Source organism: Nocardia sp. NPDC003482 (genome assembly GCF_053588115.1).
In genome coordinates, this window is record NZ_JBSFPI010000004.1 from 192,854 (window position 1) to 216,330 (window position 23,477).

Here is a 23,477-nt window from a genome sequence, read left to right on the forward strand (position 1 = left end):
TCACTCCACCACGATCACCCGAACCTCATCCTCGGTCTCCACCGACTCCCCCGCGTCCACGAACCAATGCGTGACCTCCCCGTCCGCCACATCCGCGTCCGCGTCCCCGCTCGGCAGCACCGATAGGGCACCGGCGGTGGCGCTGACCAGGAACTCGGCCAGGAGCGCGGGGCCGGCGGCGGAGCGGGTGTACGTCGTCGACTCGTAGTCGACTTCGTGTGTCTCGCGCAGGGATTCGGCTCGGTCGAGGGACTGGTCCTGGGTCAGTCGTACCCAGGTGCCGTCGGAGGCGCGGGTGACGAAGGCCGGGTGGTCCTCGTGGAGGGGGCGGACTCGGTCGGCGTAGGAGACCGGGTGGGCGGGGGCGGCGGTGATGTCGGCTCGGACCTTCGGGTCGGTGGGGACCAGCCAGCGGACCGACTTGGCGGCCGGTTCGAGGGCGATGCCGAAACCGGCTCCGGCGGAGACGATTTCGCCGAAGGACAGGCCGTCGGCGAACAGTACCGCGGCGCCCGCCTTGTGGACGGCCCAGACCGCGACCGCCGCGTCCAGGGAGCGGGGCAGCGCGATCGCCACGATGTCGCCGGGGCCGACGCCGCGGTTGATCAGCACCCGCGCGAGCTGTGAGGAGCGCGAATCCACCACGTGGTACGGCACTTCCGCGCCGTCGACGAGCAGGGCGGGAGCCTGCGGATCCTCCTCGACCACCTCGCCGAGGGCCTTGGCGACCGTGCGGGCGCCGACCCGGGCGGGCCGATCCGCGGCCGCCGCGGCGGGATCGCCCGAGCCCGCGAGGATGCGGGCGCGTTCGTCCTCGTCGAGGATGTCGATGTCGCCGACGAGCGCGTCGGTGTCGCCGAGCAGCGCCTCCAGCACGCGCAGCATGCGCCCGGACAGCGTGGCCACCTCGTCGGCGGTGAACCGGCTGCCCAGGTACTTCCAGGTCAGCTCGATCGTCGACTCCGCGGTCACCAGCAGGGTCAGCGGGTAGTGCGTGGCGTCGTTGACGCCCACCCCGGTGACCGACATGCCGTCGATGGAGCTGGCGGCGGCGATCGCCTCCTTGTCCATCGGATACGACTCGAACACCAGCAGCGTGTCGAATTGCGCTCCGGCGCCGGCGATTCGCTGGATGTCGGTCAGCCCGACGTAGTGGTGCTCGAGCAGATCCGCCTGATCGCGCTGCAACCGGCCCAGCAGTTCCTCGACGGTGAGCCGATCGTCCACCCGCACCCGCACCGGCAGCGTGTTGATGAACAGACCCACCATCGACTCGACGCCGGGCAGTTCCGGCGGCCGACCCGACACGGTCGCGCCGAACACGACGTCGCCGCGTCCGAGCAGCCGCCCGAGCAGGATGCCCCACGCCGCCTGCACCAGCGTGTTCACCGTGACGCCGAGTTCGGCGGCGTGCTTGGTGATGCGGCGGGTGCGGTCGGCGTCGATCTCGGTGATCAGCTTGCCGATCTCGTAGTCCTCGTTCGCGCGCGGCTGCGGCGCGAGCGCGGTCGGCTCGTCCACCCCCGACAGCGCCTTGGCCCAGGTCCGCAGCGACGCATCGCGATCGCGCGCGGCGAGCCAGGCCAGGAAGCCGCGATAGGACGCCACCCGCGGCAGCGCGGTCTGATCGCCGCGCACCGCGTACAGCACCAGCATGTCGCGCATGAGCAGCGGCATCGACCAGCCGTCGAGCAGGATGTGGTGGGTCGTGATGCCCAGACTCCACCGATCCGCGCCCGTCCGGTACAGCGTGAACCGCATGAGCGGCGCGACGGCCATGTCGAAGTGCGTCCGGCGATCCACCTCGACCAGCCGCTGCAACTCCGGAAGTCGTTGCGGCTCGGGCAGATGCGTGAGATCCGCCTCCCGCCACGGCGCCTCCACCCGATCGAGCACGACCTGCACGGCGTGGCCGTCGGAGTCGGTGACGAAGGCGGTGCGCAGGTTCGGGTAGCGGTCCAGGATCGCCTGCGCCGCCGCCCGCAACCGGGCCACGTCCAGCGTGCCGCCGAGGTCGACGACCGCCTGCATGGTGTACACGTCGACCGTCGCCTGCGTCATCAGCGCGTGGAACAGCAGACCCGACTGCAACGGCGACAGCGGCCAGACATCGTCGAGCGCGGGGTAATCCCGTTCCCACACTTCGATATCCGACTGCTCGACCGTCACCAGCGGCAGATCCGACGGGGTGAGACCACCGGCGTCCGGCCGTCGCGCGTGCCGCGCCAGCGCGGTCAGCGCCGCGACCCACAGGTCGGCGAATTCGGCCACCCGCTCACGGGTCAGCAGACCCGTCGGGAAGGCGAACGAGGCGCCCAGGCGCGGACCGTCCGCGCCGTCGGTGACGATCGCGTTGATATCGATCGTCGCGTTGGCGGGCATGTCGGTGTCCATCTCGGCGTCGAGACGACCCAGGTCGGCGGTCGGCACCCAGCCCAGTTCCGCGAACCGCGACACCGCGTCACCGTCCGCGCCCGCGACGCGGCCCAGGTAGTTGAAGCTGATCTGGCCCGCGCCGCCGAGTTGATCGGCGGTCTCCGGATTGAGGTAGCGCAGCAGGCCGTAGCCGAGCCCCTTGTCGGGCACCGCCAGCAGCTGCTCCTTGATCGACTTCACGACCTCGCCCAGGGCCGCGCCCCCGGCGAAGGCGTCGTCGAGGTCCGCGCCCGCCAGATCCAGCCGCACCGGGTACGCGCTGGTGAACCAGCCGACCGTGCGGGACAGATCCGCGCCCGGGACCACGTCCTCCTCACGTCCGTGACCCTCGAGCTTGACCAGCGTCGCGTCGCCGCGGTCCGCGCCGCGCCAGCGCGCGACCGCCAGCGCCAGCGCCGACAGCAGGCCGTCGTTGACGCCGCCGCGGTACAGGCCCGGGATGGCGGTCAGCACCGCGTCGGTGACGTCCTCCGGCAGGCTGACCTCGACCCGGTCCACGGTCGCGAACGTGTCGACGGCGGGATCGAACGCGCGGTCGCCCAGCAGCGGATCCGGCGTGGCCGAAACCCGTTGCCAGAACGGCAGTTCCGCGACCCGATCGGCGTCGGTGGCCGCGTCGGCGAGGGCGTGCGCCCACCGCCGCATCGAGGTCCCGTTGGCGGGCAGGGCCACCGGCTGACCCGCGGCCAGCTGCGACCAGGCCACGGCCAGATCCGGGATGAGGATGCGCCACGACACGCCGTCGACCACGAAGTGGTGCGCCACGACCAGGAGGACGTCCCGCCGCCCTGCGCCCTCGAACGCGAACCACACGAACTGCGCCATCGCCGCGTTCGCCGGATCCAATCGTCCCAGCGCCGCGTCGTATTCGACGCTCGCCCGCCGCGTCAGCTCCGCGTCGGAGATGTCGCCAGGCAGGTCGACCCGGCGCACCAGCGCCTCGATATCGACCGCGTGCCGGTCCAGCGCCTCGAAGACCCACCGATTCTCGGTGCGCCGCAATCGGGTTCGCAGCACATCGTGGTGCTCGAACACGGCCGCGATGGTCGCGACCAGGGTCGGCCGGTCGATGCCGTCGGGCAGCCGCAGCTCCATCGACTGCGAGAAGCGTTGGTAGGACGACCCGCTCGACAGGATCGAGCTCATGATCGGCGTCAGCGGGATCTCGCCCACGCCGCCGCCGGGCAGTTCCGGCAGGCGCTGCTGCTCGGTCTCCGCGCCGAAGGTCGCGATCTCGGCCAGGGCGGCGACGCTGCGCCGCTCGAACACGTCGCGCGGGGTGAACTGCACACCGCGCGCCTTGGCCCGCGACACCAGCTGGATGGACAGGATCGAGTCGCCGCCGAGGGCGAAGAACGAATCGTCCAGGCCCACCTGCTCCACGCCGAGCACCTCGGCGAAGACGGCGGCGATGACCGCCTCGATCTCGCTGGCGGGGGCGCGGAATTCGCGCGGGGCGAGTTCCGGTTCCGGCAGCGCCCACCGATCCAGCTTGCCGACCGGGGTGAGCGGGATCTCGTCGAGCACCACGATCGCCGAGGGCACCATGTGCGGCGGCAGCGTGCGCGCCACGAACTCGGTCAACCGGGCCGGATCGACCGCGCGGTCCGGCGCGACGAGCACGTAGGACACCAGAATCGTTGCGCCCGCGGCGGTTTCGCGGCCCATGGTGAACGCGAACTCGACGTCGGGATGGCGGCCCAGCACCGCGTCGATCTCGCCGAGTTCGATGCGGAAGCCGCGGATCTTCACCTGGAAGTCCGAGCGGCCCACGTAGTCGAGTTCCCAGTGCACCCGCGGCGAGGCCAGATTGCCGTGCCGCTCATCGGGTTCGGCGAACCAGCGCACCACGTCACCGGTGCGGTACATCCGGCTGCCCGGCGCACCCCACGGATTGGCGACGAACCGCTCCGCGCTCAGCCCGGCCCGGTTCTGGTAGCCGCGCGCCACCGCGCCGCCCGCCAGGTACAGCTCGCCCGCCACGCCCGGCGGCACCGGATTCATCCGCGCGTCCAGCACCAGCGCCGACATGCCGTGCACCGGCGTGCCGATGGTGATGTGACGGCCCGGGAACAACCGCGCGTAGGAGGAGATGATCGTGGTCTCGGTCGGTCCGTAGGCGTTGAAGTACTTGCGCCCCGGCTGCCACTTGGCCAGCAGTTCCGGCGTGGTGACGTCACCGCCGACGGAGGTGACCAGCAGCTGTTCCTGCCCGGCCGGATCCATCGTGCCCAGCACCGCCGGGGTGATGATGGTGTGGGTGACCCCCTCGGTCCGCAGCAGTTCGGCCAGATCGGGTCCGCCGATGATCGTGCCGGGCACGATGACCAGCGTGGCGCCGATGTAGAAGGCGCACACCCACTCCAGCACCGACGGGTCGAAGCTCGGCGAGCAGATGTGCAGGAACCGGTGTTGCGGTTCCAGCTCGTACAGTCCGGTCGCCACGTCGGCCAGTCCGCCCAGACCCGCGTGGGTCACGGTGACGCCCTTGGGTTTTCCGGTCGAACCCGAGGTGTAGATCACGTACGCCGGATGCGACATGCGCAGCGGCGCGAGCCGGTCGGCGTCGGTGATCGGGTCCGCCGATTCGGCCGCGCACAGGGCGTCGGTGGCCGGATCGTCGAGCAGCAGCCAGTCCACGTCGTCGGGCAGCCCGTCGACGTGCGCCGACCCGGTGATGCCGAGCACCGCCGCCGAATCGGTGAGCATGTGCCGCACCCGGTCCTCGGGGTAGTTCGGGTCCACCGGCACGTGCGCGCCGCCGGCCTTGGTGATCGCCAGGACCGCCAGCACCATCTCGTAGGAGCGCGGGAACGACACGGCCACAAGACGTTCCGGCCCGACCCCGCGGCCGATGAGCACCCGCGCCAGCCGCGAGGACTGTTCGTCGATCTCACCGTAGGTGATGGAACGCCCGTTGTAGCGCACCGCGATCCGGTCGCGGCCCAGCCGCAGCCCGTTGGTCATCAGGTCCGGCAGCAGCCCGGTCGCCATGACCTCGTCGCCGTGCACCTGGGTGAGCAGTTCGTATTCGCTCGCCGCCAGCAGCGGCAGGTCGCCGACCGGGGTGTCCGGCCGCGCCACGATCGCCTCGAGCAGGCGGCTGAACCGCTGCGCGAACACCTCGACCGTCGCGTCGTCGAAAAGGTCACGGGCGAACGAGAATTCGGCGTACATGCCGTTGGTCTCGTCGTCGGATTCCCGCATGGTCAGCGACAGGTCGAACTTGGCGATGTCGACGTCGAAGTCGACCGCCCGCACGTGCAGGCCGGGCAGTTCGAACGAGCTCTCCGGCAGGTTCTCGAACGACAGCGCCACCTGGAACAGCGGATGCCGCGCGGTGGAGCGCTCGGGTTCGAGCAGATCCACCAGCCGTTCGAACGGGATGTCGGCGTGGGCGAAGGCCGCCAGGTCCGCCTCCCGGGCGTGCGCCAGCAGTTCACCGAAGGTCAGCTCGCCCCGCACGTGGGTACGCAGCACCAGCGTGTTGACGAACATGCCGATCAGATCGTCGAGTTCGGCCTCGCCGCGGCCCGCGATCGGGGTGCCGATCGCGATGTCGTCGGTACCGGACATCCGCGCCAGGAACACCGCCAGCGCGCTGTGCACGACCATGAACAGCGTCGCGTTCTGCTCGCGGGCGACGCGTTGCAGGCCCTGGTGCAGGTCGCGGCGGACGGGGAACACGACCCGGCCGCCCGCGAAGGACTGCACGGTCGGGCGCGCCCGATCGGTCGGCAGGTTCAGCTCGTCGGGCACCCCGGCCAGCGCCTGACGCCAGTAGTCGGCCTGCTGCGCCAGCAGGCTGTCCGGGTCGTCGATCGGGCCGAGCAGATCGCGCTGCCACACCGAGTAGTCGGCGTACTGGACCGGCAGCGGGGCCCAGGCGGGCGCCTCGCCGGTCGAGCGGGACACGTAGGCCACCATCAGGTCCCGGGTCAGCGGTCCCATGGACCAGCCGTCCGCGGCGATGTGGTGGGCCACGAACACCAGCACGTGCTCGGTGTCGGTGACCCGGAACAGCCGGATGTGGAACGGGATCTCGGTGGTGACGTCGAAGCCGCCGGAGACCAGCTTGGCCACCTCGGCGAGGACGCGGTCCTCGGACACCCGCACCGGGGTCAGGTCCAGCGGCGCCTCGGCGGGCGAGAGCACCTGCTGCACCGGGCCTTCCGGCGTTTCCGGGTAGATCGTGCGCAGTACCTCGTGCCGCACGACCAGATCCGCGGCGGCCTGCCGCAGCGCGGCCACGTCGAGGTCACCGGACAGCCGGATGGCGACCGGGATGTTCTCCACCGACGACGAGGTGTCGAACTGGTTGAGGAACCACATCCGGTGCTGGGCCAGCGACAGCGGCACCCGCTCGGGGCGCGGCCCGGCGACCAGCGGCGGGCGGCCGCCCGCCCCGGCCTGCTGTTCGACCTTGGCGGCCAGGCCCGCGACGGTGGCGGCCTCGAACAGGGAGCGCACGGGGACGCGGGTGTTCAGGGCCGTGCCGAGGCGGGCGGCGACCTGGGTCGCCAGCAGCGAGTTGCCTCCCAGGGCGAAGAAATCGTCGTCCGCCCCGACCCGCTCCACCCCGAGCACCTCGGCGAACACCGACGCCACGACCTCCTCGATCGGCGTCGACGGCGCACGGAACACCGTGCTCTCGAACTCCGGCTCCGGCAACGCCTTGCGATCGAGCTTGCCGTTGACGTTCAACGGCAACGCATCCAGGACCACGAACGCCGACGGCACCATGTACGACGGCAACGCCGCCGACAACGCCGACTTCACCTGCGCCACATCGACTTCCGCGCCGGACGGCACAAGATAGGCGACCAGCCGATCACCGGTTCGCTCATCGGATTTGGCCAGCACGGCCACCTGAGCGAGCTCGGGCAATGCCAGCAGCGCCGCCTCGATCTCACCGAGTTCGATGCGGAAGCCGCGGATCTTCACCTGGAAGTCGGTGCGGCCCCGGTACTCGAGTTCGCCCTCGTGCCAGGCCACCAGGTCACCCGTGCGGTACATGCGGCTGCCCGGCGCGCCGAAGGGGTTGGCCACGAACCGATCCGAGGTGAGATCGGGCCGCGCGAAGTACCCGCGCGCCAGCTGCGCACCGGCCAGGTACAGCTCACCCGCGACTCCGTCGGGGACGGGGTGCAGGCGCGAATCCAGCACGTACACCTGGCTGTTCCACTCCGGCGCGCCGATCGACACCGTGAGCGTGTCGGCGTCGGTGACCTCGTGCGAGGTGATGGAGACCGCGGCCTCGGTGGGGCCGTACAGGTTGAACAGCGCGATGTGCGGGTTGGCGGACCGCAGCCGCCGCGCGGTCGCCGGGGGCAGCGCCTCGCCGATGGCGAGGACGCGGCGCAGCGAACGCGCCAGTGTCCCACCGGATTCCACCAGCAGCGCGTCGAGCATGGAGGGCACGACGTGCAGCGTGGTCACGTTCTCCCGGACCATCAGGTCGTTCAGGTAGGCCGGATCACGGTGGCCGTCGGCCGTGGCGATCACGAGCCGCCCGCCCGACACCGCCGCCGACCAGAACTCCCACACCGACAGGTCGAAGGTCGCCGCGGTCTTCAACAGCACCGCGTCGTCCACGCCCAGCCCGAATTCGGCCGTCTTCCACAGCAATTGGTTGACCACGGCCGCGTGCGGCACCGCCACACCCTTCGGCCGCCCGGTCGAACCGGAGGTGAAGATGATGTACGCGGTGTGCTCCGGCCGCAGCGGGCGCACCCGCTCGGCGTCGGTGACCGGGGTGTCCGCGAGTTCGCGCGCGGTCAGGTCCTCGAGCCACACCACGGGCGCGATGTCGGTCTCGAAGCCGACGGCCGCGTCGGTCAGCACGCAGACCGGGGCCGAGGTCTCGAGGATGTAGCCGGTGCGCTCGGCGGGCTGATCCGGATCGACGGGCACGTACGCGCCGCCCGCGACCGCCACCGCGTACATGGACACGACCAGATCCGTCGAGCGGCGGAACGCCAGCGCCACCCGCGACTCCGGGCCCACGCCCAGCGAGATCAGATGGCGCGCAAGGCGATTCACGCGACGCGACAGTTCGGCGTAGGTGAGCACCGCGCCGTCGGGACCGATGAGCGCGACCGCCGTCGGGTTGGCCGCCGCGGTGGCGGTCAGGAGCGACGCCAGGGTCGCGTCCCAGCCTTCGGCGGGACCATGAGCGGGCCGCTCGAGAGGACCATGAGGGGGCCGCAGGGCGTGCTCGGTCGCGTTGCGGGCCTCGACCACCTCGGCGCGCTCGGCCGGGGCGAGCAGCTCGATATCGCCGACGGGCGTGCGCGGGGCGGCGATGATCGTGCCGAGCAGCCGCGTGAACCGATCCACGAAGCCCTGCACCGTGTCCCGCTCGAACATGTCGGTGGCGTAGGTGAAGAACCCGGTGATGCCCTCCGGCTCACCGGTCTCGCCGTAGCGGTCGGTGGCGATCAGGTGCAGATCGAACTGCGAGATCTGGGTGTCGAAGTCGAGTCCCGCGACCCGCAGGCCGGGCAGTTCCAGGCTGGACTGGGCCAGGTTCTGGAACGACAGGCCGACCTGGAACAGCGGGTGCCGCGCGGTCGAGCGGACCGGGTTGAGCACCTCGACCAGCCGCTCGAACGGCACGTCCGCGTTGGCGAACGCCTGGATGTCCACCTCGCGCTGGCGGGCCAGCAGGTCGGTGAACGGCTCGTCGGCCGTCATCCGGGTGCGGAACACCAGGGTGTTGACGAACATGCCGATCAGATCGTCGAGCACCGCCTCGCCGCGCCCGGCCATCGGGGTGCCGATGGCGATGTCGTCGGTGCCCGACAGCCGGGCCAGCAGCACCGCCAGCGCCGTGTGCACGACCATGAACAGCGTCGCGCCCTCGGTGCGGGCCAATTCGATGAGCGCCCGGTGGGTTTCGGCGTCGATGCGGACGTCGACCTTGCCACCGGCGAAGGACTGCACCGGCGGGCGCGGGCGATCCGAGGGCAGATCCAGCTGGTCCGGCAGCCCGGCCAGCGCCGTCTTCCAGTACTCGACCTGCTTGGCCGCCAGCGATTCCGGATCGTCGTCGCTGCCCAGCAGCTCGCGCTGCCAGATCGAGTAGTCGGCGTACTGCACCGCGAGCGGCGCCCAGTTCGGGGCCTCCCCGATCGAGCGGGCCGCGTAGGCGATCATCAGGTCCCGGGTCAGCGGGCCGACCGAGGAACCGTCGCCGGAGATGTGGTGGACCACCATCGCCAGCACGTATTCGTTTGCGGCGCCGTCGAGTTCGAACAGCGCGATCCGGACCGGCACCCGGGCGGTGACGTCGAAGACGGTGTTGGTCAGCGCGACCACGGCCTCCTCGACGCCGTCGAGCGCGACCGTGCGCACCTCGAGCTCCGGAACCGCTTGCGCGGCGGGCAGAATCACCTGCACCGGGCCGTCGCCGGTCTGCGGGTACACCGTGCGCAGGATCTCGTGGCGGGCAACCAGATCCGCGATCGCCGCGCGCAGGGCGGCCACATCCAGTTCGCCGGACAGCCGCACCGCGATCGGCACGTTGTAGGCCGCGGACTGGGTGTCGAAGCGGTTGAGGAACCACATCCGCTGCTGCGCCAGCGACAGCGGGATCCGCTCCGGCCGCGGGCCCGCGGTGAGCGCCTTGCGCCCGCCCGCGCCCGCGTGCTGCTCGACCCGCACCGCCAGCGCGGCGACCGTGGACGCCTCGAACAGCATGCGCACCGGCACCCGGGTGTTGAGCGCCTCGCCCAGCCGCGCGGCGACCTGGGTGGCCAGCAGCGAGTTGCCGCCGAAGGCGAAGAAGTCGTCGTCGCGTCCCACGCCGCCGTGCTCGATCCGCAGCACCTCGGCGAAGACGTTCGCCACGATCTGCTCGATCGGCGTCACCGGGGCCCGGAACACCGCCTTCTCGAACACCGGCTCGGGCAGCGCCCGGCGATCCAGCTTGCCGTTGGCGTTGAGCGGCAGGGCGTCCAGCCGCATGAACAGCGACGGCACCATGTAGGACGGCAGTTCGGCCGCGAGCGCCGATTGCAGCGCCTGTTTGTCGAGTTCGCCGGGCCCGCTCGCCACCACGTACGCCACCAGCCGGTCGCCGGTGTGCGGGTCGCTGTGCGCGAGCACCGCCGCCGCCGCGACGGCGTCCTGCCGCAGCAGGGCCGCCTCGATCTCGCCGAGTTCGATGCGGAAGCCGCGGATCTTCACCTGGAAGTCGGTACGGCCCAGGTACTCCAATTCGCCGTCGGCGGTCCAGGCCACCAGGTCGCCGGTGCGGTACATGCGGGCGCCCGCGTCGTCCCCGAAGGGGCACGCCACGAACCGGTCCGCGGTCAGATCCGCCCGCCCGAAGTAGCCGCGCGCCAACTGGGCACCGGCCAGGTACAGCTCACCCGGCACACCCACCGGCACCGGCCGCAGCCGCCCGTCGAGCACGTAGACCCGGCTGTTCCACTCCGGCGCGCCGATCGACACCGACACCTCGTCGGCGTCGGTGACCCGATGGCTGGTGATCGACACCGCCGCCTCGGTCGGGCCGTACAGGTTGAACAGTTCGGCGGTGTTGGCGCGGCGGAACCGCCGCGCGGTCGCCGCGGGCAGCGCCTCGCCGATGGCCAGCACCCGGCGCAGCGAATCGCTCAGCGTCCCACCGGCATCGGTGAGCAGCGCGTCCAGCATGGACGGCACCACGTGCAGGGTGGTCACCGAGGTGGTGAGCATGAGCTCGTTCAGGTACGCCGGATCGCGATGCCCCTCGGGCGCGGCGATGACCAGCCGCCCGCCGCACACCGCGGCGGTCCAGAACTCCCACACCGACAGGTCGAAGGTGGCGGCCGTCTTGAGCAGGATCGCGTCGGCCGGACCCAGATCGAATTCGGCCGTCTCCCAGCGCAACTGGTTGACGATCGCGCCGTGCGGCACCGCCACGCCCTTGGGCCGCCCGGTCGAACCGGAGGTGAAGATGACGTAGGCGGTGTTGTCCGGGCCGAAGCCGCGCACCAGCTCCTCGGCGGTGAGCGGGGTGTCGGCGTACTCCGCGAGATCCAGTTCGTCGAGCCGGACCGCGCCGGGCGCGTCGAACCCCTCCGCCGAGGTGGTCAGCACGCACGCCGGGGCGGCGGTCTCGAGGATGTAGTCGACGCGCTCGGCGGGCAGGGCGGGATCGATCGGGACGTAGGCCGCGCCGGCGCGGGTGACCGCGTACATGGCGACCACCAGATCCACCGAACGCCGGATGGCCAGCGCCACCCGATCCTCCGCGCCCACCCCGCGCTCCACGAGGTACCGCGCCAACCGGTTCACCCGGGCGTCGAGTTCGCGGTAGGTCAGAACCTGTTGCGGCGCACCGGAACCCGTCTCGTCGGCGACCAGCGCCACGGCGTCGGGCTGCGCGGCGACCGAGGCGTCCAGCAGTTCGGCGAGCGTGCCGGAGGGGAGGTCGCGGCCCGTCTCGTTCCAGGCGCGCAGGATGCGGGCGCTCTCGTCGGCGTCGAGCAGATCGATATCGCCCACCGGCACCGCGGTGTCGGCGATGATCGCGTCCAGCACCCGCACGAAGCGGTCGGCGAAGCCCTGCACCGTCGCCTCGTCGAACAGGTCGACGGCGTAACCGAATTCGGTGACGATCTCGGCGGGGGTGCCGTCCTCGTGGTACCGGTCGTACAGCGTGACGTGCAGATCCGTCTTGGCCAGCTGCGAATCGAAGTCGACCGCGCTCACCGACAGGCCGGGCAGCTCGAAGGCGGTCTCGGCCAGGTTCTGGAACGACAGACCCACCTGGAACAGCGGGTTGCGCGCGGTCGAGCGCACCGGGTTGATGACCTCGACCAGCCGCTCGAACGGGACGTCGGCGTTGGCGAACGCCTCGAGGTCGCGCTCGCGCACCTCGGCGAGCAGCGCGTCGAAGCCCGCGCCGCCGTCGACCCGGGTGCGGAACACCAGCGTGTTGACGAACATGCCGATCAGATCGTCGAGTTCGCGTTCGCCGCGGCCCGCGATCGGGGTGCCGACCGCGATGTCGTCGGTGCCCGAGAGCCGGGCCAGCAGCACCGCCAGCGCGGCGTGCACGACCATGAACAGCGACGCGTTGTTGGCGCGCGCCAGCTCTTGCAGCCGGACGTGCCGGTCGGCGTCGATCTCGAAGCGGATCGCCTTGCCCTGGAACGACTGCGCGGGCGGGCGCGGCCGGTCGGTGGGCAGCTCCAGCTGGTCGGGCAGTCCGTCCAGCGTCCGGGTCCAGTACGAGACCTGTTGCGCGGCAAGCGAATCCGGATCGTCCTCGGAACCGAGCACGGCGCGCTGCCACAGCGCGTAGTCGGCGTACTGCACCGGCAGCGGCGTCCACTGCGGCGCCTCGCCCCGCACCCGGGCCATGTAGGCGGCCATGACGTCGCGCGCCAGCGGGCCCATCGAGGAGCCGTCGGCCGCGACGTGGTGCACGGTGAAGGCGAGCACGTGCTCGTCGGTCCCGGTGACCTGGAACAGCGCCACCTTCAGCGGCACCTCGGCGGTCACGTCGAAGGTGGTGAGCGCGAATTCGATGATCCTGCCGATGATCTCGGCCTCGTCGACCGGCTCCGGCGTCAGCGACGGCGCGGTCTCGGACGCGGGCAGGATGACCTGCCGCGGTCCCTCGGGCGAACTCGGGTAGGTCGTGCGCAGCACCTCGTGCCGGGCGAACACGTCGCCGATGGCCTGCTCCAGCGCGGCCACGTCGAGCGTGCCCGACAGCCGCACGGCCAGCGGGATGTTGTCGACGGCCGAGGTGGCGGTGTCGAACTGGTTGAGAAACCAGTAGCGCTGCTGGGCCGGGGACAGCGGAATCCGTTCCGGCCGTTCGCCCGCCACCAGCCGCGGCCGATGACGGCCGGTGCCCGCGCCCTGCTCGAGCCGGATCGCCAGCGCCGCGACCGTGCTGGCCTCGAACAGATCGCGCACCGCGAGCTGGGTGTCCAGGGCCGCGCCGAGCCGCGCGGTCACCTGGGTGGCGATCAGCGAGTTGCCGCCCAGTTCGAAGAAGTCGTCGTCCACGCCCACCCGGGCCAGGCCGAGCACGTCCTCGAAGGTGCCCGCCACGATCTCCTCGATCGGGGTGGACGGGGCGCGGAAGACCTTGGCCTCGAACACCGGCGCGGGCAGCACCCGGCGGTCCAGCTTGCCGGAGGCGTTGAGCGGGAAGGCGTCCAGCACCACGAACGCCGACGGCACCATGTACGCGGGCAGTTCCTCGGCCAGCGCCGCGCGCACGGCGTCGAGGTCGATCGCGCCCGCCGCGGGCACCAGGTAGCCGACGAGCTGATCGCCGAGCCGGTCGTCCGAGCGCACCACCACGACGGCCTGCGCGACCGCGGGCAGCGCGGTGAGCGCGGCCTCGATCTCGCCGAGTTCGATGCGCAGGCCGCGCAGCTTCACCTGGAAGTCGGTGCGGCCCAGGTATTCGATCTCCCCGGCCGCGGTCCAGCGCACCAGGTCGCCGGTGCGGTACATGCGGGAACCGGACCGCCCGTCCCCGAAGGGGTTCGCCACGAAGCGGTCGGCGGTCAGATCCGGCCGCGCGACGTAGCCGCGGGCCAGCTGCGCGCCCGCCAGATACAACTCACCCGCGACCCCCGGCGCGACCGGGTGCAGGCGCGAATCCAGCACGTACACACCGGTGTTGAACACCGGGCGGCCGATCGGCACCGACGCCTGATCCGCCGCGGTCACCTCGTGATAGGTGACGTCCACCGCGGCCTCGGTCGGGCCGTACAGATTGTGCAGCCGCGCGCCCGTCAGCTCGATGAGCTGCTGCGCGGTCGTCGCGGGCAGCGCCTCACCGGAGGCGAAGACGTTGGCGAGCGTCGTGCACTCCGCGGCCTTCGGCTCCGCGACGAACACCGACAGCATGGACGGGACGAAGTGCGTGGTGGTCACGCCCTCGGCCGTGATGAGGTCGGCCAGGTACGCCGGATCGCGGTGCCCGTCGGGCTTGGCGACGACCAGGCGCGCGCCGATCTGCAACGGCCAGAAGAACTCCCACACCGACACGTCGAAGGTGGCGGGCGTCTTCTGGAGGACCACGTCGTCCTCGTAGAGGTCGTACTCGTCCTGCATCCACACCAGGCGGTTGACGATCGCCTCGTGGCTGACGGCCACGCCCTTGGGGCGGCCGGTGGAACCGGAGGTGAAGATGACGTACGCGGTGTTCGACGGGCGCAGCGGCGCGACGCGATCGGCGTCGGTCACCGGACCGTCCGCGCGCGCGGACACGTCCAGGGTATCGATCTCGAGGGTGTCGATCTCGATTCCCGCGGTGAATGCGTCGCGCGCCGTGGTCAATACGCACACCGGGCGCGCGGTCTCGAGCACGTACTGGTTGCGTTCGGCCGGGTTGTCCGGATCCAGCGGCACGTACGCGCCGCCCGCGACGGTCACCGCGTACATGCCCACGACCAGTTCGATCGAGCGCCGCATCCCCAGCGCCACCATCGAATCCGGGCCGACGCCCCGCGAGATCAGTTCGCGCGCAAGACGATTCACCCGCGCCGCGAACTCCGCGTAGGTGAGCGTCTCGCCCTCGAAGGTCAGCGCGGGCGCGTCCGGGGTCCGCTCGACCTGCCGCTGGAACATCGTCGCCAGGGTCAGCGGCGTACTGCCCGCGGCCTTTCCCAGCACCACGCGGTCGATGTCGTAGGCGGTGGCGTTCCAGTTGTCGAGGACCTTGCGGCGTTCGGCGTCGTCGAGCAGTTCGACGTCGCCGACGACCACGGTCGGATCGGCGGCCACCGCGGCCAGCATCCGCACCAGCCGCCGCGCGAACGCCGCGACCGTGGCCGGGTCGAACATGTCGGTGGCGTAGGCGAATTCGGCGCTCATGCCCTCGGCCGCGCCGTGCGCGTCGAAGCGTTCGGTCAGGTTCAGGTGCAGATCGAACTTGGCGGTGACCACGTCCAGCGGCACCCCGGCCACCTCGAGGTCGGGCAGTTCGAACGACGCCTGGCCGGTGTTCTGGAACGACAGCATCACCTGGAACAGCGGATGCCGCGCCTGCGACCGGGCCGGGTTGAGGATCTCCACCAGCCGCTCGAACGGCAGATCCGCCTGCCCGAACGCCGTGAGGTCCGCGTCCTTGGTGCGGGCCAGCAGCTCGGTGAACGGCTCGCCCGAGTCGACGGCCGTGCGCAGCACCAGCGTGTTGACGAACATGCCGATGGCGTCGTCGAGCGCGGCCTCGCCGCGGCCCGCGACCGCGGTGCCGACGGCGATGTCGTCGCCGCCCGACAACCGGGCCAGCAGCGCCGCGAACACCGCGTGCACGACCATGAACAGGCTCGCGCCGTGATCGCGGGCGAGGGCGTTGAGCCCGCGCACCAGGTCGGCGTCGATCGAGAACTCGTGCACGTCACCGCGACCCGACGCGACCGCCGGACGCGGCCGGTCCGAGGGCAGGTCCAGCTGGTCGGGCAGCCCGGCCAGCGTGCGCGACCAGTAGGCGACCTGCTGGGTGATGAGCGAGGCCGGATCGTCCTCCGAACCGAGGGTCTCGCGCTGCCACAGCGCGAAGTCGGCGTACTGCACCGGCAGCGGCGCCCAGCCGGGCTCCTCGCCGCGCGAGCGGGCCGCGTAGGCGATCATCACGTCGCGGGCCAGCGGCCGCACCGACCAGCCGTCGCCGGAGATGTGGTGCACCACGAAAACCAAGACGTGCGTGGGCCGTTCGGCGTCGGTGACGCGGAACAGCCGGGCGCGCACCGGAACCTCGGCGGTGACGTCGAATCCGGTGAGCACGACCTCGCCGACGCGGTCGGCGATCTCGGCCTCGGTCGCCGGAATCGGTTCCAGCTCCGCGATATTCGTGCCGACCGGCAGGATCACCTGCACGCCCTGGCCCTCGGCGTCGGCCGGGTACACCGTGCGCAGCACCTCGTGGCGGTCGACCACATCGCGCACGGCGGCCCGCAGCGCGTCCACATCCAGCGTTCCGGTCAGCCGGACGGCCAGCGGGATGTTGTTGACCGCGCTGGCGGTGTCGAACCGGTTGAGGAACCACATGCGCTGCTGCGCCAGCGACAGCGGGATCTCCTGCGGTCGTGGTCCCGCGGTGAGTTCGCGGCGGCGGCCCGAACCGGCGTGGCTCTCTACGCGGGCGGCCAGCGCGCCGACCGTCGGGGCCTCGAACAGCACCCGCACCGGGACGCGGGCGTCCAGGGCCGCGCCGAGGCGGGCGGTCACCTGGGTGGCGATCAGCGAGTTGCCGCCCAGTTCGAAGAAGTCGTCGTCCAGGCCGACCGGTTCGCCCAGGCCCAGCACCTCGGCGAAGGTGTCGGCAACGATCTCCTCGACCGGCGTGGTGGGTGCGCGGAATTCGCGGGCCTCGAAGACCGGTTCGGGGAGGGCGCGGCGATCGAGTTTGCCGTTCGGGTTGAGCGGCATGGCGTCGAGCACCACGAGCGCGGCGGGCACCATGTAGGACGGCAGCCGCCCGGCCAGGTGCGCGCGCAGCGCGTCGACGTCGATGTCGGTGCCCGCGGGCACGACATAGCCGACCAGCCGATCGCCGGTGTGCGCGTCGGAGCGGACCAGCGCGACGGCCTGCGACACCGAATCGTGTTCGGTGAGCGCGGCCTCGATCTCGCCGAGCTCGATGCGCAGGCCGCGCAGCTTCACCTGGAAGTCGGTGCGGCCCAGGTAGACGATCTGGCCGTCGGCGGCCCGGCGCACGAGGTCACCGGTGCGGTACATGCGGGAACTGCCGTCCCCGTCCCCGAAGGGGTTGGCGACGAAGCGATCCGCGGTGAGGTCGGGGCGGCCGAAGTAGCCGCGCGCCAGCTGATCGCCCGCGAGGTACAGCTCACCCGCGACGCCCGGCGGCACCGGATGCAGGCGGCCGTCGAGCACGTACGCCTGCGCGTTCCACACCGGCAGGCCGATCGGCACCGCGCCCTGCACGTCGTCGGCGACGGGCGCGTGCGTGGCGTGCACGGTGAACTCGGTGGGGCCGTACAGGTTGTACAGCTCGATCCCGGAGCTCAGCGCCCGGAACTTCCGCACCGCGTCGGAGGTGAACGCCTCACCGGCGATCAGCAGCGCGCGCAGCGACGCCACCGCCTCGGGGGTCACCGCCGCGGCGAACACGGTCAGCATGGACGGCACGAACGAGGTCATGGTGACCCGCTCGGCGGCGATCACCTCGGCCAGGTACCGCGGATCGCGGTGCCCGTCGGGGCTCGCCACGACCATCCGGCCGCCGACGGCCAAGGGGGCGAACAATTCCCACACCGACACGTCGAAGGTCGCGGGCGTCTTGAACAGCACCACGTCGTCGGCGTCGATGCCGTATTCGCCGGTGATCCAGCGGATCTGGTTGACCACCGCCGAATGCGGCACGGCCACGCCCTTCGGGCGGCCGGTCGAACCGGAGGTGAAGATCACGTACGCCGGATTCGAATCCCGCAGCGGGGCAATCCGTTCCGCGTCGGTCAGCGGCGCGGCGGATCCGTCGCCGTCCTCGGCGTCGACCCGCACCACGGGCAGCTCGCCCGCGGCGAAGTCGTCGGCGGCGTTGGTCAGCACACAGACCGGTCGCGCGGTGTCGAGCACGTATCCGATCCGCTCGGCGGGCTGATCCAGATCCAGCGGCACGTAGCCGCCGCCCGCCTCGAGCACCGCGTACGCGGCGACAACGAAGTCCAGCGAGCGCCGAAGTCCCAGGGCCACCAGGGTTTCCGGCCCGACCCCGGCCGCGACCAGGCGCCGCGCGAGCCGGTGCACCCGGTCGCCGAACTCGGCGTAGGTCAGGGTCCGCCCGGCCTCGCGGTCGACGATCGCGACGGCGTCCGGCGTGGCCGCGGCCTGCGCCGCGAACAGCTCCACCAGCGTGGCGCCCGCGCCGAGCTCGTGCCCGGTCGCGTTCCAGCCGCGCAGTTCGTGCAGCGCCTCCCGCGCGTCCAGCAGCGGGATGTCGCCGACCGGCCGGTCCGGCGTCGCGGCCAGCGACTTGAGCAAGCGGGTGAACCGCCGCGCGAACTGCGCCACCGTATCGGCGTCGAAAAGGTCGGTGGCGTAGATGAATTGGGCGTCGATGCCCGCTCCCGGCTCCTCGGTGAGCACGAGTTGCAGATCGAATTTGGCGGTGTCGATGGGCAGGTCCACGCCGCTGACGGTCAGCCCCGGCAGCTCGAGCGAGCTCTGGCCGAGGTTCTGGAACGCCAGCATCACCTGGAACAGCGGATGCCGCGCCTGCGACCGCGCCGGGTTCAGGATCTCCACCAGCCGCTCGAACGGCAGATCGGCGTGCCCGAAGGCGGCGATGTCGCCGGTCCGCACGTCCTGGAGCAGATCGGTGAACGAGGTGCCCGGCTCGATCTCGGTCCGCAGCACCAGCGTGTTGACGAACATGCCGATCAGATCGTCGAGCGCCCGCTCGCCGCGGCCCGCCACCGGCGTGCCGATGGCGATGTCGCGCTCGCCCGACAGCCGCGACAGCAGGACGGCCAGCGCGGCGTGGGTGACCATGAACAGCGTCGCGCCGCGCGCGCGGGCCAGCTCCGCGAGCCGCGCCTGGATGTCGGCGTCGATACGGAACGAGTAGGTCGCGCCGCGGCCGGAGGCCACGGCCGGACGCGGCCGGTCCGCGGGCAGGTCCAACTGCTCGGGCAGTCCGCGCAGCCGGTCGCGCCAGTACGAGATCTGCTGGGCGATAACCGATTCCGGGTCTTCCTCGCGGCCCAGCACCGCCCGCTGCCACAGCGCGAAGTCGGCGTACTGCACCGGCAGCGGCTGCCAGGCCGGTTCGCCGCCGTCGACGCGGGCGCCGTAGGCGGTCATCACGTCGCGGGTCAGCGGTCCCATGGAGAAACCGTCGGCCGAGATGTGGTGCACCACCAGCGCGAGCACGTGCTCGGTGGGGCTGACCTCGAACAGCCGGGCCCGGAACGGCACCTCGGCGGTGACGTCGAAGCCGGTCAGGAACAGTGCCGAAAGCGCGTGCGGCAGTTCGGCCTCGGTGACCTCGACCGGGGTCAGGTCGGGGATGACCCGGGCGGTCGGCACGACCTCCTGGTAGGCCGTGCCGTCGGCCTCCGGGTAGTAGCTGCGCAGCGACTCGTGCCGGGCGAGCACGTCGGCGACGGCGATCTGCAACGCCTGCCGGTCGAGCAGGCCCGACAGCCGCACCGCCGCCGGGATGTTGTCCACGGCCGATTCGGGATCGAAGCGGTTCAGGAACCACATGCGCTGCTGGGCCAGCGACAGCGGCACCCGATCCGGGCGCGGCTGCGGCGTCAGCGCGGCGCGTCCGCCCGCGCCCGAACCGGATTCGGCGCGGGCCGCGAGCGCGGCGACGGTGGAGCCCTCGAAGATCTCGCGCACGCCCAGGCGCATGTCCAGCGCGGCCGACAGCCGCGCGGCGACCTGGGTGGCGATGAGCGAGTTGCCGCCGAGCGCGAAGAAGTCGTCGTCCAGGCCGACCCGTTCCACGCCGAGCACCTCGGCGAACACCCCGGCCACGATCTCCTCGACCGGTGTGGTCGGGGCCCGGAACACCGCGGCCTCGAACACCGGCGCGGGCAGCGCCTTGCGGTCCAGCTTGCCCGAGGCGTTCAGCGGGAACTCGTCGAGCACCAGGAACACCGACGGCACCATGTAGGCGGGCAGGCGTTCGGCCAGCTGTTCGCGGACATCGTCGACGTCCACCGAAAGCCCTTGTGCGGGAATCACATACGCGACGAGCTGATCGCCGGTGTGCGCGTCGCCGCGGACCAGCACCACCGACTGGGCGATCTCGTCCAGCGCGGTCAGCGCCGATTCGATCTCGCCGAGTTCGATGCGCAGGCCGCGCAGCTTCACCTGGAAGTCGGTGCGGCCCAGGTACTCGAGTTCGCCGTCCTCGGTCCACTGCACCAGGTCACCGGTGCGGTACATGCGGGAACCGCTGCCCCCGAACGGACTTGCCACGAACCGGTCCGCGCTGAGGTCGGGCCGGGCCACGTACCCGTGCGCCAGCTGGACGCCCGCGAGATACAGCTCACCCGCGACACCCACCGGAACCGGCCGCAGGCGGCCGTCCAGCACGTAGACCTGGGTGTTGAACACCGGCCGCCCGATCGGCACCGACTCGGTGTCGGCGTCGACCACCCGGTGATAGGTGACGTCGACCGCGGCCTCCGTCGGCCCGTACAGGTTGTGCAGCTCCGCCCCGGTCAGCTCGCGCAGACGATGGGCGGGCTTGGGCGACAACGCCTCACCGGAGGCGAACACCATCCGCAGCGAACCGCATTGCGCGGCGGCCTCTTCCGCGACGAACACCGCCAGCATGGACGGCACGAAGTGGGTGACCGTCACGCCCGCGGCGGCGATCAGCTCGGCCAGATAGACCGGATCGCGATGCCCGTCCGGCTTGGCGACGACCAGCCGCGCGCCGATCTGCAAGGGCCAGAAGAACTCCCACACCGACACGTCGAAGGTCGCCGGGGTCTTCTGCAACACCACGTCGTCGGCGGTGAGCTGGTACGCGGACTGCATCCACACCAGGCGGTTGACGATCGCCGAATGCGGCACCGCCACACCCTTGGGCCGACCGGTCGACCCGGAGGTGAAGATGACGTACGCGGTGTCCGACGGCCGCAGCGGGTGGCGCCGGTCGGCGTCGGTGACGGGCTCGCCGGAGTGGTTCGCCAGATCCAGCAGATCGATGCGCACCTGCGCGGTATCGATCGGCAGATCCTCGCCGGAGGTCAGCACGCACACCGGATCGGCGGTGGCCAGGATGTACTCGGTGCGCTCGGCCGGATGATCCGGATCCAGCGGCACGTACGCGCCGCCCGCGACGGTCACCGCGTACATGCCGACGACCAGATCGATCGAGCGCCGCATACCCAGCGCCACAAAGGATTCCGCGCCGACGCCGCGTTCGATGAGCCAGCGCGCGAGCCGGTTCACCCGGTCGGCGAACTCGGCGTAGGACAGACTCGTCCCCTCGAAGCCGACCGCGATCGCGTCGGGGGTGCGGGCGACCTGGTCCTGGAACCGCGACACCAGGGTCGCGGTGGTGTCGAGGTCGAAGTCGGTGGCGTTCCACCGCTCGACCACCGTCGCGCGCTCCGTGGCGTCGAGCAGATCGATCTCGCCCACCGGCGCCTCGGGATCGGCGGTGATCGCCGTCAGCACCCGCACCAGCCGGTCGGCGACGCGCCGAACGGTGTTCTCGTCGAACAGATCCCGCAGATAGCCCGCGCGCACGCGCAGGCGGGAGTCCAGCTGCGCGATGAGGGTCAGCGGGTAGTGCGTGGCGTCGGCGGCGTCCAGGCCCGTCACGCTCATGCCGTCGATATCGGCGGCCTGGCGTTGCAGGCCCTCGGCGTCGACCGGGTAGGACTCGAACACCACGAGGGTGTCGAACAGCCCGCCGATTCCCGCCGCGGACTGGATGTCGGCCAACCCGATGTAGTGGTGATCGAGCAGATCGGCCTGCTCGCCCTGGGTGCGGGTGAGCAGCGAGCGCGCGGACTCGGCCGGATCGAACCGCACCCGCACCGGGACGGTGTTGATGAACAGGCCCACCATCGACTCCACGCCCGCCAGCTGCGGCGGACGGCCGGAGACGGTGGTGCCGAACAGCACGTCCTCGCGACCGGTCATGCGGCCCAACAGGATTCCCCACGCGGTCTGGAGCACGGTGTTCGGGGTGACGCCCAGACGCGCGGCCAATTCGGTGAGCCGCCCGGTGGTGGTCTCGTCGAGTTCGAAGAAGTACTCGCCGGACAGGCTGGTGATCTCGTGCGCCGAATCGGGCCGGGTCAGCAGCGTCGGCTCCGACACCCCCGCCAGGGCGGTCGTCCACGCCGCCAGCGAGGCCGAATGATCCTGGCGCGCCACCCATTCCAGGAAGTGGCGGTAGGACCGCACGGCGGGCAGCGCGGCGGTGTCGCCGTGGGTGGCGTACAGCACCAGCAGATCCCGCATGAGCAGCGGCATGGACCAGCCGTCGAGCAGGATGTGGTGATTGGACACGACCAGCGACCAGCGCTGCTCGGCCACCCGGATCAGGGTGAACCGGATCAGCGGCGGTTCGGCGAGGTCGAACCGGCGCATCCGGTCGGCCTCGATCAGATCGGTCGCGTCACCGCCGCGGCGGCGGTCGTGTTCGGCCCAGGTCACCGGGACGCCGTCGAGCACGACCTGCACCGGGTTGCCGTGCGCGTCGGTCACGAACGCGGTGCGCAGATTCTCGTAGCGGTCCACCAGCGCCTGCGCGGCGGCCCGCAGCCGCGCCGCGTCCACGCGACCGGTGAGGGTCAGCACGGCCTGCGCGGTGTAGACGTCCACCGATTCGGCGGCGAGCTGGGCGTGGAACAGCAGGCCGCCCTGGAGAGCGGACAGCGACCACACGTCGGTCAGCTGCGGGAAGCGCCGCTCCCAGCTGTCGATATCGGTCTGCGCGACCCGCACCAGCGGGAAGTCGGACGGGGTGTGCCCGCCCGCGTCGGCCGAATCGGCGTGGCGGGCAACGGCTTCCAGCGCCCGCACCCACAGCGCGGCGAATTCGGCGACCTCGTCGGCGGCGAGCAGCGTGGTCGGGTAGCCGATCTGCGCGCTGAGCCGGTCCCCGGCCACGATGGCGTTGATGTCCAGCGGGGCCATGGCGGGCATATCGGCGTCGTAGGCGCCGCCCAGCTCGCCCAGTTCGGGGGCGGGCACCCAGCCGAAGCCGCGCAACGCCTCGGGCACGCTGGAATCGGAGACGCGGCCCAGGTAGTTGAAGCTCACCTGGCCGGGCAGCCGCTCCGGCAGCAGCGGCGCGGTCTCCGGGTTCAGGTAGCGCAGCAGGCCGTAACCCAGCCCCTTGTCGGGCACGGCGAGCAACTGCTCCTTGACCGCCTTGACCGCGCGGCCCATGGCGGCCCCACCGGCCAGCGCGGCGTCGATGTCGATGCCGGACAGATCGAAGCGCACCGGGAAGATCGCGGTGAACCAGCCGACCGTGCGCGACAGGTCCGCGCCCGGCACCAGCTCCTCCTCGCGGCCGTGGCCCTCCATCCGGATCAGCAGCGAATCCGCCTCGCGGGCACGCCATTTCGCGA

General features: G+C 71.5%; 1 protein-coding gene (cut by a window edge). It reads right to left on the bottom strand.

Going from position 1 to position 23,477, the window contains the following annotated elements:
* Nucleotides 1–23,477, bottom strand: the 3' portion of a protein-coding gene (locus tag ACWDSJ_RS08320; RefSeq protein WP_450030215.1) for a non-ribosomal peptide synthase/polyketide synthase. Its footprint extends 20,155 nt past the window's final position; the window shows 23,477 of its 43,632 coding nt (coding positions 20,156–43,632); its start codon lies beyond the right edge, outside the window; it ends in the stop codon at nt 1–3.